General features: G+C 62.8%; 12 protein-coding genes and 1 tRNA gene. 9 read left to right on the top strand and 4 right to left on the bottom strand.

The genetic code is table 11. The annotated features are described in order from the left end of the window. The first annotated feature begins 70 nt into the window (after positions 1-70). The gene (locus IPM84_02515) at positions 71-580 is read left to right on the top strand and encodes a nitroreductase family deazaflavin-dependent oxidoreductase (protein MBK9091646.1); all 510 of its coding nucleotides are present in this window, start codon (positions 71-73) and stop codon (positions 578-580) included. Here the strand turns inward: IPM84_02515 and IPM84_02520 are convergent. The 4 genes from IPM84_02520 to IPM84_02535 all read right to left on the bottom strand — a co-directional run bounded on the left by IPM84_02520 (position 569) and on the right by IPM84_02535 (position 5,895). After that, entirely contained in the window at positions 569-1,687 is a 1,119-nt protein-coding gene (locus IPM84_02520) for an alpha/beta hydrolase (protein MBK9091647.1), read from the bottom strand. The two genes, IPM84_02515 and IPM84_02520, sit on opposite strands and share 12 nt — an antisense overlap. Positions 1,688-1,852: 165 nt before the next feature. Continuing rightward, positions 1,853-4,549 (bottom strand): cyclic nucleotide-binding domain-containing protein, encoded by a 2,697-nt coding sequence (locus IPM84_02525; protein MBK9091648.1) that lies wholly within the window; start codon positions 4,547-4,549, stop codon positions 1,853-1,855. A gap of 121 nt (positions 4,550-4,670) precedes the next feature. Beyond that, entirely contained in the window at positions 4,671-5,639 is a 969-nt protein-coding gene (locus IPM84_02530) for a hypothetical protein (GenBank protein ID MBK9091649.1), read from the bottom strand. 170 nt (positions 5,640-5,809) lie between these two features. Then, positions 5,810-5,895, bottom strand: a tRNA-Leu gene (locus IPM84_02535). Between the two features lie 140 nt (positions 5,896-6,035). On the opposite strand from IPM84_02535, the gene IPM84_02540 reads away from it, so the two are divergent. The 8 genes from IPM84_02540 to rfbB all read left to right on the top strand — a co-directional run bounded on the left by IPM84_02540 (position 6,036) and on the right by rfbB (position 13,202). After that, positions 6,036-6,638 (top strand): sigma-70 family RNA polymerase sigma factor, encoded by a 603-nt coding sequence (locus tag IPM84_02540; protein ID MBK9091650.1) that lies wholly within the window; start codon positions 6,036-6,038, stop codon positions 6,636-6,638. Positions 6,639-6,675: 37 nt separating this feature from the next. Continuing rightward, complete coding sequence (locus IPM84_02545) at positions 6,676-7,524, top strand: zf-HC2 domain-containing protein (GenBank protein ID MBK9091651.1); 849 nt, start codon at positions 6,676-6,678, stop codon at positions 7,522-7,524. Positions 7,525-7,552: 28 nt separating this feature from the next. Next, positions 7,553-8,701 (top strand): glycosyltransferase, encoded by a 1,149-nt coding sequence (locus IPM84_02550; protein MBK9091652.1) that lies wholly within the window; start codon positions 7,553-7,555, stop codon positions 8,699-8,701. Positions 8,702-8,827: 126 nt separating this feature from the next. Beyond that, positions 8,828-9,532 carry a hypothetical protein gene (locus IPM84_02555; GenBank protein MBK9091653.1) on the top strand — a complete coding sequence of 235 codons (705 nt, stop codon included), beginning with the start codon at positions 8,828-8,830 and terminating at the stop codon, positions 9,530-9,532. 132 nt (positions 9,533-9,664) lie between these two features. Next, positions 9,665-10,324: a hypothetical protein gene (locus tag IPM84_02560; GenBank protein MBK9091654.1), complete on the top strand. Its 660-nt coding sequence runs from the start codon at positions 9,665-9,667 to the stop codon at positions 10,322-10,324. Positions 10,325-10,345: 21 nt separating this feature from the next. Beyond that, positions 10,346-11,023: a CpsD/CapB family tyrosine-protein kinase gene (locus IPM84_02565; GenBank protein MBK9091655.1), complete on the top strand. Its 678-nt coding sequence runs from the start codon at positions 10,346-10,348 to the stop codon at positions 11,021-11,023. A 35-nt stretch (positions 11,024-11,058) separates the two neighbouring features. Further along, entirely contained in the window at positions 11,059-12,132 is a 1,074-nt protein-coding gene (locus tag IPM84_02570) for a glucose-1-phosphate thymidylyltransferase (protein ID MBK9091656.1), read from the top strand. A gap of 47 nt (positions 12,133-12,179) precedes the next feature. Next, the gene (gene rfbB / locus IPM84_02575) at positions 12,180-13,202 is read left to right on the top strand and encodes a dTDP-glucose 4,6-dehydratase (protein MBK9091657.1); all 1,023 of its coding nucleotides are present in this window, start codon (positions 12,180-12,182) and stop codon (positions 13,200-13,202) included. The last annotated feature ends 267 nt before the right edge of the window (positions 13,203-13,469 follow it).

The raw sequence follows: 13,469 nt of genomic DNA on the forward strand, positions 1-13,469 counted from the left end.
CCGGGGGGGGGCAATGTCGGTCGGCGTAGGATGCCTGAATAGTTACATCTGAAAGAAAATGGAGACGCCCTTGACGCCCAACGTGCGTGTACCCAGTGGTTGGCGGCGCTTGATTCTGCCCCTCGCCTGGTCGAAGCCCGGTTCCTGGTTGTTTGCCCGGCTGATGCATCGCCTGGATCGGCCGGTTCTGCGTTGGACACAGGGCCGCGCCTCTTTCACCAGTCTGCTGGCCGGGTTGCCCATCATCTCGCTGACGACGACCGGCGCCAAGAGCGGTCAACCGCGCACCGTGCCGTTGGTGGCCGTCGAAGATGGCGAACGCCTGGTGGTTTTTGCCTCTAACTTCGGTCAGGCGCACTACCCGGCCTGGTATCACAACCTGCGCGCCCATCCGCAGGCCCGCGTCTTGCTGCGCGGGCAGGAGCGCGTCTACCTCGCGCGGGAGACCGAGGGCGCGGAACGCGACGCCTATTGGGCGGCCGCGGTCAAGCTCTATCCCGGTTATCAGGCCTACAAGGTGCGCACCGGCGGGCGACCCATCCCGGTCATCGTGCTGACACCTGTTACCTCAACGGTTTAGGCGCAGATAGAGATCGAAGAAATCGGCAATCCGACGATTGACCTCGTCAATGCTGGGACTGAGTTCGCCGCCCTCGGGCACGAGGCCGTGTGCGGCATTCTTGACCAGAATCAGCTCCGTGGGCACGCCGGCGGCTTTCAACTGATCGTAGAAACGTTGTGATTGCTGCAAGGGTACGGTTGTATCCTGTTCACCATGCACGATGAGGGTGGGCGGGTCATCGGGCGTGACCTGAAACAGGGGGCTGGCGCGCCACAGCAAGTCTGACGTGGAGTCGGTCAGTCCAAACACCTGTTGGATCATGCGCTTGAATTCCGGTTTCTCGGTGATTTCGGGTGCAGTCAGGTCGGTGGGGCCGTACATGTCCACGGCCACTTGGACCCGGCTGGACTGCTCGGCATAGCCGCCGGCGCCGTCGAAGCCGGCGCGTTCATCGGTGACGGCTGCCAGGGCGGCCAGGTGCCCGCCCGCGCTGTTGCCCAGGATGCCGAAGCGGGTCGGATCGAGATTGTACTCCGCGGCGTGCGCACGCAAGAAGCGGATGTTGCATTTGATGTCTTCGATCATGGCCGGGAATTTGGCCTCTGGCGCCAGGCGATAGGTGATGGCGATGAAGGAGTAGCCGCGCACGACCAACTGCGGCATCACCGATAGTCCATAACCGCCCTTTTTGCTGCCATTCATCCACGCACCGCCATGAATGTAGATGATCGTCGGGGTCGGGCCTTTGACTTCGGGCAGGCGGTAGAGGTCAATGCGCAGGGTGACGCCGTCCACGACGCAGGTGGGCAGGTTCTTCTGTTTGATGTTGCGCGTGGACTTGTCCAGGGCGGCCGGGTCGAGCGTGGGCCGGGCGGTCGGTTCGACTGTGGGCGTTTCTGTTGGCGGCGCCGGTGTTGCCGTCGGCGCTGTGGTTGGTTCAGATGTCCGCGTGGCCGCAGGTTCGCTGGTGGCCGTGGCGACCGCTGGCGGCGTAACCGGCGATGCGGTGGGGGGCGCAACCTGGTTGCACGCGGCGAGAGATAGGATCAGCAGCAGCATGAGCATGGGTCTCATCTTAATCTTTTTGATCTTCTTGATCGTCTTGATCGTCTTGATCGTCTTCAATTCGTCTGTTGTCTCCTGAACTGACTGTGTCTGCCCGCCCGGCAGAACGGGCCTATTGTAACATAGAGCGTGCGATTCGCGAAGCAAGCCCCAAAAAGAAAGATGGTCAAGGACGTGGGCCTTGACCATCTTTTTGTTGTTGGTTCGCCGCGGGACGGCGCCGCGTTAGCGGGTCTTGACGAAAACGACCGCGAAGGAGTTATGGAACAGGGTGTTGCCGCCTTCGCCAGGGGCGCATTCGGCTTCGTCAATGAAGTTGGAGTGCATCGGGCGGGCGATGTCGCTACCGCTGGGGCTTTGCCCGTCGTTGGTGGCAAAGACCGCGTACTGCGCGCCCTTCCACATAACGAATTCGAACTTGCCCGGCCCCTTGGAGCCGCTGACGTTCTTGTCCAGAACCTCGCCCGGGTTATCGCCCGGCGTCTGAATGAAGGTGATGCCGTCAATGGGGTTGCCGGCCGCATCAATGACCAGGCCGAAGATGTTGTGGTTGCCCTTGTTCTCGCACGGGGTCAGACGGCGCATTTCCTTCAGCACGTACTGATTGCCAGATTTTGGCGCTTCGGACTGGGGGGCCGCCTTTTGCTGCGCCGGCGCCACGCGTGCGGCCGCGGGCGCAGGGCGTGCCGTGGCGGTAGGGGCCGGCGTGTTGGTCGGCGTTGCGGTCGGCAGGGGTGTCGTGGTGGGCAGCGGTGTCTCCGTGGGGGTCGCGGTCGGCAGCGGCGTCTCCGTTGGAATCAGCGTTTCGGTGGGGGCCGGCGTCCAGGTGGGGGTTGTCGGCAGGCTGGGGAGTGCGGGCGCCAGGGCGATGGTCTGGCCGCTCTTGAGCGCCAACGCCGGCGCGGATGAACCGACGGTGTTGCGCCAGCTCCGCTGCGTCAGCGCCACCAGGTTGGCCGCGCCCAAGCTGGCGTTGCGCTGGCTGATGGCATTGAACAGACTGAGCGGCGCTGCAATGCCACACAGCCAGATGAAGAGCAGAATGACAGCCACCAGGCGCAGTTTGGTGCCGGTGGTGCGTGACTGGAACCAGATGGAGAGATTGTTGGCCGACTGTCCCAGGCCCCAGATCGCGCCAAAGAGGCCGGCCGGCGCTTGCGATGCGGCGGCCGACGCCATTGGCGCAGGGCGGCGCGATGGCGCCGCTGGCATGGGCGCCGTCGCGCGGGGCGCCATGAGCGGGTGTGCCGGTGCGACCGGCAGCGACGCCGTGACGGTTGTCTGCGCCTGGCGCACCTGCATGGGGCGGTTTTCGCTCTGGTGCAGGCGCCGCGTCAGGGCACGGCTGATATTCAGGGCCAGGCTTGGATAGTGCTGCACCAGGGACTCGAAGTCCTCGCGGCCCAGCGTCCATAAATCCACATCGGTCTGCGCCACGACGGAGGTGGTGTGTGAGTCCCCGGTGAGCAAGGATCGCTCGCCGAAGAAATCGCCGCTGTGCAGCGTGGGCAGTTCGTACTCTTGCCCGCCGTCCACAGTGGTCAGGCTGACGCGACCGGTTTCGATCAGATACAGCGTGTGGCCCGGCTCGCCTTGCACAAAGATCGTCTCGCCGCGACGGAAGCGCTCCGGCGTCAAATGAGAGGCCACGTCGTCCAACTGCTGACTGGACAGGCCGGCAAACAGCGGCAGTCTCTGCAGGTGCCGATCAACGAAACGTTCGTCGGCATCGGCCAGGCGTGCGGCCAGGGCACGGCTGATGGCCATGCTCAGCGCAGGATACTGACCGGTCAGTTCCTCGAAGTCCTTGCGGTAGAGAACCCAGAGATTGGTTTCGTTGACGGCACGTGCGTTGACCGCGCTGGGGCGGCCGGTGAGCAGAGACATTTCGCCAAAAAAGCCGCCCACGCCCACGCGTGCCAGCACATCGTCCGGGCTTTCCAGGGACGATGTCAGCTCGATGTCGCCATTTTCTACCAGGTAGAGGGCTTCGCCTGCGCTGCCCTGGCGGAAGATGATCTGGCGTGCGGGCACGTGCTGCAGCAGCATCCGCCGCGCGATGGCCCGCAGGACCTCGTCAGACACACCGGCGAAGAGGGGCATCGTGCGCAGTTGATTGACGGCGCTGGTTTGATCGGCCGCGGACAGTGTGCTGCGCAGGTTGCGGCTGAGGACGGTGCGTAGTTCAGGAATGACTGTGGTGAGGGCGCTGAAGTCATTGCGGGGCAGGAACCACAGCAGGGTCTCTTCCACCGCGCGGGCATCCTGCGTATGCGGCTTGTCGGCCAAGAGCGCCATTTCACCGGCGATTTGGCCGGGCATCAGTTCTACGAAGCTGTCACCGCTGCCAATCTGCAGGGCGCCCTGTTCGATGATGTACAGGCCCTTGCTCTTCTCGCCGCGTTGGAAAACGCTGCGGCCCTGTGCGATGGTTTGCGACCGCAGATGGTGTACCACCTGCGCCAGTTGGTCGCTGCGCAGGTCGCCGAAGCCGGGGAGATCGCTCAAGCGCTGGGCCAGATAGCTTTCCATCTGCGCCAGGTTGCCCCCAAAGGCCTGGCTGAGGCGCACACCCATCTGTGGGTTGCGCTCCAGCAAGGCGCTCAGGTCTCTGCTGTGCAGAACAAAGGCTTCGATGTTGGCCACGGCCAGGGCGGATGTGCTGCGCGTGCGCCCCAGGAACACATCGGCTTCGCCGAAGACACTGCCCGGCCCGAGGCTGGCCAGGGCCGCGCCTTCGGGACCGACAATGCGCACCCAGCCTGACTGGATCAGATACAGGTGCTCTGCCGGGTCTCCTTGTTCGAAGATCGGCGCGCCACGTGCAAACTGCTCTGGATACAGCCGTTCGCAGATGGCCTCCTGCTCTGCCGCCGTCAGGTCGGCAAAGAGTGGGGTGTTTCGGATCAAGTCTTGTTTCAAAGTTGCTACCCTCCCGTCGTGCTGATTTCTGTAGCGGGATGATGGCGCGACCTGCGGGTTGAGTCGCTGATATTGATTGCGTGACCGGCGGGGCAAGGTCACACGTCGGTATTGTCTGCCCTTACCAGGTTCGCTGGAATATGACTTCGTAGGAGTAGTGGAAGCGGCAGAGATGGTTTTCAGCCACCAACTGTGTACATTCCGCTTCAGAACTACAATAGCCGGCGCCGATGAGTTCAGGAATCGGGATTTCCTCATCGCGAACACCCATCGCGCGCGTGACTTCGCTGGCTACTTCGCCTTTGGACGGGTCAGCGATCACTTTCAGTTGATCGCCGTTCTTGTAGATGTCGAATTGTCCCCAGCCCTGGTCCTGCGTGCCAAGCATCCAGGGGGAGTCTTTGCTGCCCGCAACGCTGGTTTCGCCAGAGTAGATGCGCAGCACAACCGCGCCGTTGACCGGCGCCCCGTTGACATCAATGACCTGGAAGTAGAAGTTATGGTTGCCTTCACAACCATGATTTTCATCTTTGGATAACAGCCGGGCCTTGATGACACGATAATCTACCGACGGTTTCGGGGTAGCCGTGGGGGGCCGCGGCGTAGACGTCGCCCTCACCACGGTTGGTTTTGGCGGCGCCTTCGTTGCCGTGGGCGCGGCGGTCGGCGTTTCGGTTGGTAAAGGTGTCGCAGTGGCCGTCGCGGTGGGGGACGCTGTGGGCGAAGGCGTTGGTGTGGCCGTCGGCAGCGGCGTCGGTGAGTGAGTCGGTGTGGGCGTGGCGACAAAGAGCGCCATGCGTGTGCTGCCACTGCCCAGGGCCTGGGCGAGTAAGACCAGCGCACGGGTTTGCTCACGGTCGCGCTGCTCGCCGATGTACTTCTCGGCCACCAGCGCCACCCACTGCGCGCTATTGGGTAAGCGCAGATCTGTCAGGCTCGATTTCGCCTTGTCTACATTCTGATCGGCCACATACTCCTGGGCAATCTGGAGCGCACGCGCTTCTTTGTCATCCAGGCTGAGATTCGCGGCATTGGATGCGATCTGCGGCAGCGCACACCCCGTCAGCAGCGCGGTTATGACCACGAGCATGAGCACGGGGCCGCACACTGACACAAACCAGGCCAAGTGTCGCTGGTGTAAGTCCATAAAATAAAGGGCTGCTTGGTCTGGTGGGCAACAACACCGCACCGGAGCCGGGCCAGCCCCTTCATTCCTCCAAAAAGGTTTAGCGTCTTTCGTAAACACCTGGTATAATCCGATGCCGAAGGTGGGACTCGAACCCACACGAGGTTCGCACCTCAACGGTTTTTGAGACCGTCGCGTCTGCCTATTCCGCCACTTCGGCGTGCTGGAGGCAGGTGTTTACGAAAGCGCTGTAAGACTATAGTGCAGTATAGTGCAAGATGAACGTTTCGTCAAGTAGACTAAAACGCCAGGCGGCGCCAGCAGGCAAGCTGACGTCGGCCGGCACCAGGCCAACCGACTATGGATGAACAAGCCTTGATAGCCGCCGCTGTGCGCGGCGAACTGCGAGCCTTCAACCAACTGCTTCAACATCACCAGGCATTGGCCTACAATGTGGCCTATCGCATGTTGGATGACACCGACGCGGCCGCGGATGCCGTGCAGGAAGCCGCGATCAAGGCCTTTCGGGGGTTGAAGACCTACCGCGGCGGCTCGTTCAAGGCGTGGTTCCTGCGCATCGTCACCAATAATTGCTACGATTGGCTGCGGGCGCGAGGCCGTCACGGCGTCAGTTCGTTGGACGACCTGGCCGAAGACCCGGACTACGCGGAGGCGTTGGTTCATCCCGGTGAAGGCCCGGAGGCGCGCGCCCTGCGCGAGGAACTGAGCGCCTTCATCAGCCGCAGCGTCAACAGCCTGCCGCCCGATCAACGCCTGACCCTCGTGTTGGCCGACATCGAGGGCGTTCCCTACCAGGAAGTGGCCGACATTTGCAATGTGCCCCTGGGGACTGTCAAATCGCGCCTCAGTCGCGCCCGCGCGCGTCTGCGCGATCTGCTGATGCAGCGTGCGGAACTATTGCCCCAGCGTTACCGTCTGGAAAATGACATTGATGGCCGGTGACCGCCCGCGCACAGCCCGGTGTCGAATGTGATACGCCATGAACAGCAATCATCTTGATCGCCAACCCCAACTGAAGATCGCCGACGAACTGCTTTCGGCCTACCTCGACGGCGAGGTGACCGCGCAGGAGCGCGCCCAGGTCGAACGCGCGCTTGCGCAAGACTCAGAGACCGCCTGGCGCCTGGCCTCCTTGCAGCAGACCGTGACCCTGGTCAAGGCGCTGCCGCGCGCGAGTTTGCCGCGTTCGTTCACCCTGCGTGAGGTGGATGTCATGCCGACGCGGGGAGCGGGTGACGCGGCCGCGCCCTGGTGGCGCACGCTGTTCTCCCCCGCCCTGCTGCGCAATGGCATGGCCATCGCCGCGCTGCTATTCATCGTGCTTTCTGTGGGTGACCTGACGCTGAGTCGGACGATGCCTTCGGCCAGCGCGCCCATGGCGCTCAAGGCGTCTGAGACGGTGGTGGTTGAAATGGTTCCAGCGGCCACGCCGGCCATTGCGGCGGCCAAAGAAGCAATCCCGTCGCCGACTGCTGCCACAGAGATTGTCGTCGCGGCCGCCGCGCAGGCGACGACGACGCCGACGGCCACCACGGTTGTGATGGCGTCGCGCGCACCGGGCACTGAAGTTGCTACAACCATGCCCCCACCCGCACCATCCGCCGGCGCGTCGGGTGCGCTGGTCACCACGGTGCCCGCGACCGGCGCCCCCATCATCGAACTGATGGCGCCGCCGGCTGACCGCGCGGTCACGGCGCAAGATTCATCGGCGCATACCCCCGCGGCTCCCGCCGGCCCCAACTTGCTGCGCAGCGCACAGGTTCTCCTGGCGCTGCTGACGACCGGCTTGTTCGTGGCCTGGAGACGCAGCCTGCTGCGGGCGCGCTAGCCCGCAGAAAGTGCAGTGAAACACACTCGTGTCTGTTGCCATTGTCCATGATTGGCTCAACCAGGTTGGGGGCGCTGAAAACGTGCTGGAAGCGCTGACCCAATTCTGGCCGCGCCCGCCCATCTACACCAGCATCTACTGGTCGGCCCTGGCCCGGCAGCGTCCCGCGTTTGCCACCTGGGACATTCACACCTCGTTCATGCAGCGCCTGCCTGGCGTCTTCACCCATCATCAGACCTATCTGCCGCTCTATCCGCTGGCCTTCGAGCAGTTCGATCTGAGTCGCTACGAATTGGTCGTCAGCAACAAGAGCGGTTTTTGCCACGGCGTCATCACCGGTCCGGAAACCCTGCACCTCTGCTACTGCCTGACCCCCACCCGCTTCATTTGGAACTTCGATTCGTATGCGCAGCGCGAGGGCGGCCTCTCCCGCCTGGCTAATCTGGCCCTACGCCCGCTACTCAGCTATTTTCGCCTGTGGGATCGGCTGGCGGCTGATCGGGTGGACCATTTCATCGCCATCTCGCGCGCGGTGCAGCGGCGCATTGAAAAATACTACGGCCGCGCCAGCACCATCATCTACCCGCCGGTGGACACCGAGCGCTTCGTCCCCTCTGGCCGGCCGCCGGGCGATTACTACCTGGCCGGCGGCCGGCTGATTCCTTACAAACGGGTTGACCTGGCCGTGCGCGCCTTCACCCAGCTTGGACTCCCCCTGCTGGTCTATGGTGAAGGCCGCGACCTCGACAGCCTGCGCGCCATTGCCGGGCCGAACGTCACCTTCCTGGGCCGGGTCTCCTGGGCGCGCCTGGTCGAGCTTTTTCAGAACTGTCGCGCCTTCATCTTTCCTGGCCTGGAAGATTTTGGCATTGCCCCGCTGGAAGCGCAGGCGTGCGGCCGCCCGGTCATCGCCTTTGCCGGCGGCGGCTCGTTCGACACCGTTGTGGATGGCGAAACCGGCATCCTTTTCAGTGAACAGCGCGTCGAGTCATTGCAGGCGGCCGTGCGTCGCTTCGAATCGCTGACTCTTGATCCTGACCAGATTCGGCGCCATGCTGAACGTTTCAGCGCCGCGCGCTTCCGTCGCGACATGGAAACCATCATCGCCCAAAAGCTGGACGCGCATCGCGCGGCCCTGCGCCAGGCGACCCGCCCCCTACGCGACGCCGCGCCCTGACGCTACCGCGTCCGCCTGCGTCAGGCAGGCTTCGCAATCGTCAGCCTGCGTCAGGCAGGCTTCGCAATCGTTGCTGCGGTTTCAACCGCCGAACCTATCGAGGCGATCTTACGAGGCGATCTTACTATGGAATTACGTCACTATTGGAACATCATCTTACGCCGCTGGTGGTTGCCGCTGGCCCTGGTTGTGCTGGTCGCCCTGTTCAGCCTGATCACGCTGCGTCCCTGGCAAGCGCCGCCCCCTATCTACACGGCGTCCATGCGCTACAACGTTGGTTTGCAGCCAGAGCCGCGGCCGGCCAGCGTTTACACCTACGACCGCTACTACACCTGGTTGGGCAGCGAGTACCTGATTGACGACCTGAGCGAGATTGTCAAGGGCAGCGCATTTGCTGCGGCCGTCAGCCGTCACCTCGCGGACAGCGGATTGGCCCTCTCCCCTGGCGCCATTCAAGGCAGCACCCAGACCGGCAAACTGCACCGCATTCTGACCCTCAGCGTCAGCCGGGGCCATGCCGGGGAACTGAATCAGATCATGGTCGCCATCAGCCAGACGATGCAGGCCGACCTGGGCGCCTTCTACGCGGGCCTGCTCAATCGCGACGCCGAGCCGGTGCCGATCGCGGCCATCTTGATTGACGGCCCCCAGGTGAGCGCGGCCGGGCCGGGCCTGCGCGCGCAGCTCGAATTACCACTGCGCCTGGCCCTGGCGCTGCTGGTCGGGCTGGCGTTGTGCTTCTTCCTGGATTACCTGGATACCTGCGTGCGCGACCGCGCCGACCTTGAAGCCCTGGGGCTGGCGGTGCTTGCTGAGATTCCCCGGCGCTAACGGCCCTGATTGCTGGGGATTGGGGCTTTTTCATTCGTGTGGTAGAATCACAGACGCCCCCCATTACCCAAACGGAGATCAGACGTTTGGCTTGCACAGCCAGATAACGGAAGCGAGACGTCGGCAAGGCTCATGGAACTACAAGATTATCTGAATATCCTGCGTAAACGCGGCTGGATCATCATCGCCCTGGCGCTGCTGGCGGCCGCGGCCGCGTTTGGCTTCAGCCTGACGCAGACCAAAATTTACCGCGCCAGCGCCAAGGTGAGCGTGGTGCCAGGCACGCCAGATTGGGGCCTGGGGAATACCGCGAAGGACCTGCTGCGCAATTTCGTCATCAACATTGACACCCATGACATGGCGCAGAAGGTCATTGACCGCGCACAGTTGGACATGACCACCTACGATCTGCTGGAGCGCACGGAGGTCAGCTCCGACTCCTCGAATTTCACCATCCAGATTGATGCCAAAGATGAACGCCCGGATGTGGCCCGGCAGATTGCCCTGACCCTGTCCGACATCTTTGTGGAGGAACGCACTGCATACTACAACCAACAGGACAAGCGTGACCGCATCGAGGTCAAGGTGATTGACCATGTCATTGATGCGCCGCTGTTCCGGCCCAATCCCACCCTGAACGGCGCGGCCGGCTTGGTGTTGGGCGCGGTTCTGGGCACGATCCTGATCTTGTGGCTGGAGTGGCTGGATGCCGATGTGCTGCGCACCCCGCAGGCGGTTGAAAAGCACCTGGGGCTGCCGGTGCTCGGCGCCATTCCCGCGCAGGCCGACTAGCGAGCGAGAGGGAAACGAATCATGACAACGAAAGACCTGGTGACCCTGCAAGACCCGCGGTCACCCATTGCCGAAGCGTATCGTGGCCTGCGCACCAATCTCACCTTCTCCAGCCTTGACCGGCCCTTGCGCACCATGCTCATCACCTCAGCCGGGCCAGAAGAGGGCAAATCCACCGTGCTGGCTAACCTGGCCGTGACCGAGGCGCAGGCGGGGCGCCGGGTTATCATTGTGGATGCCGACTTACGCCGCCCGCGCCAGCACGAGCTGTTTGGCATCAGTAATGCCACCGGGTTGACCACGGCGCTGGCAGATGAAAAGGGCCTGCAGAACCTCTCTCTGCAAGCGACCGTTTTGCAGGCGACGGAGGTGCCAGGGCTGCGCGTGTTGACCAGCGGCCCCCTGCCGCCCAACCCCACCGAACTGCTGGCGTCGCAGCGCATGGCCGCGCTGCTGACCGCGCTCAGCGCGCTGTCCGATCTGGTCCTCTTCGATGCACCGCCGGTGGTGGTGGTGACCGATGCGGCTATTCTGGCCTCGCAGGTGGATGGGGTGCTCCTGGTTGTCAATGCCAACGGGACGCGGCGGGAGCATGCACAGCGCGCCCAGCAACTGCTCGCCAAGGTCAACGCGCGCATCGTGGGCAGCGTGTTGAACAATGCCGCGCCTGACCGCAGCTTGCGGCCATATTACAGGTGAAATCAATTGGGAAGCCCTGACAGAGAGGTAGTTTTGTGAAAGGACTCATTTTGAGCGGCGGCAAAGGCTCGCGCCTCTATCCGCTGACATACACGAACGCCAAGCAGTTGGTGCCGGTCGCCAACAAACCGGTCCTGTTCCGGGTGATCGAAGCCATTCGCGATGCCGGTATTCAAGACATCGGCATCGTGGTGGGCGTGGATGACAACGCGCGCCAGGTGCGCGAGGCGGTGGGCAACGGCAGCCGCTGGGGCGTGAAGACGACGTTCATTGCGCAGGAGGTTCCGGCGGGCCTGGCGCACGCGGTCAAGATCAGCCAGGAGTTCCTGGGCGATGATCGCTTCGTCATGTTCCTGGGCGACAATGTCATCGAAGGCGGCATCAGTCCCTTGATCCGCGAGTTTGCCTCCAGCGCGTGGAACAGCCAGATTGTGCTGACGCCGGTGGCCGAGCCGCAGCACTTTGGCGTGGCCGAACTGGACGAGACCCAGCGCATCGTGCGCCTGGTGGAAAAGCCGCGCAACCCGCGCTCCAACCTGGCGCTGGTCGGCATCTACATGTTCGATCATCACGTCTTCGAAGCGGTCAACGGCATCCAGCCATCGTGGCGCGGCGAGTTGGAAATCACCGATGCCATTCAGTGGCTGGTAGATAACGCCTACCAGGTTCATCCCTACGTCCACCGCGGCTGGTGGATTGACACCGGCAAACCGATTGACATGCTGGAAGCCAACAGCCGTGTGTTGGACGAGATCGAACATGTCATGCTTGGCTATGTGGATCGCGATTCGCAGATTGGCGGCAAAGTGACGGTCGAGCGAGGCGCGGAGATCATCAACAGCGTGATTCGCGGCCCGGCCATCATCGGTGAGAACACGCGTATCATCAACAGCTACATCGGACCGTTCACCTCCATCTACCATCACTGCGTGATCGAGGATAGCGAAATCGAGCACAGCATCGTGTTGGAACACAGCCGTATCGTGGGCATTGCGAGCCGCATCGAGGACAGCCTGGTCGGCCGTTACGTCGAGGTGGCACGCTCGCCCATCAAGCCGAAGGCGCTCAAGCTGACCCTGGGCGATCACAGCCGTATCGGCATCCTGTAAAGAGCCGCCGCGGGCAAAAAAGAGAAGATGAAGAGGAATGACTGACTGTGCGTAACTATCTGATTACCGGGGGCGCGGGCTTCATTGGCGCCAACTTCACCCACTACCTGCTGCGTAAATATGCAGACATCAAGGTGGTGGTGTACGACAAGCTGACTTACGCCGGCAACCTGGACAACCTGCTCGACGCGGACGACGATCCGAGCTACGCCTTTGTTCTGGGCGATATTGCTGACGCTGACACGGTGGCCGCGGCTATTCGAGACCATCAGATTGACACCATCGTCAATTTTGCCGCCGAGTCGCACGTAGATCGTTCGATCATGAATCCCGACGCGTTCGTCAAGACCGATGTCTATGGCACGTATGTTTTGCTGGAGGCGGCGCGGCGCTTCAACCTGGAGCGCTACCACCAGATTTCTACCGATGAGGTGTACGGCCATGTACCCGTTGGCTCATCGCGCGAAACCGACCCGCTGGAGCCGCGCTCGCCCTACGCGGCCAGCAAGGCCAGTGCTGATCTGATGGTCAACGCGTACCACATCACCTACGGCCTGCCGGTGACGATTACGCGCGGCTCCAACAACATCGGGCCTTATCAGTACCCGGAGAAGGTCATTCCGCTCTTTGTCACCAACGCAATGGATGACGTACCGCTGCCGCTGTACGGCGACGGCCTGCAGATGCGCGATTACCAGTACGTCGAAGATCACTGCGAAGGCATTGATGCCGTTTTGCAGCACGGTCAGATCGGCGAGGTTTACAATGTGGGTACCGGCAGCGAACTGCGCAATCTGGAGATGACCCACCTGGTGCTCGACACCCTGGGCAAGCCATCCAGCCTGATTCAGCCGGTGACGGACCGCCCCGGGCATGATCGCCGCTATTCCCTGGATGTGAGCAAGCTCAAGGCTTTGGGCTGGCAGCCGCGCCATTCGTGCGCGGAGGCGGTGGTCAAAACGGTGCGCTGGTACCAGGCCAATGAATGGTGGTGGCGCAAGATCAAGAGCGGCGAGCATTACCGCGAGTTCTACCAGCGCCTTTACGCGGGGCGCGAGGTATCGAAATAGGTTTGGGCAGTCTGCCGTAGGTCACGCCTCCGGCGTGACGACACCCTCTCTCGCAGAGCTTGCTTCTCTCATCCAACGTCGTCCGGCCAGGAGGCCGGACCTACGGGAACGGGGAACCGTAGGTCACGTCTCCGGCGTGACGGCGTCGTCTGTCGCAGAGCTTGCTTCTCTCATCCAACGTCGTCCGGCCAGGAGGCCGGGGGGAGCGGGTACGACGCCTCCGCCGCAGAGCTTTTCCAACGTCGTCCGGCCAGGAGGCCGGACCTA

This window comes from Candidatus Amarolinea dominans (assembly GCA_016719785.1).
Taxonomy (GTDB): domain Bacteria; phylum Chloroflexota; class Anaerolineae; order SSC4; family Amarolineaceae; genus Amarolinea; species Amarolinea dominans.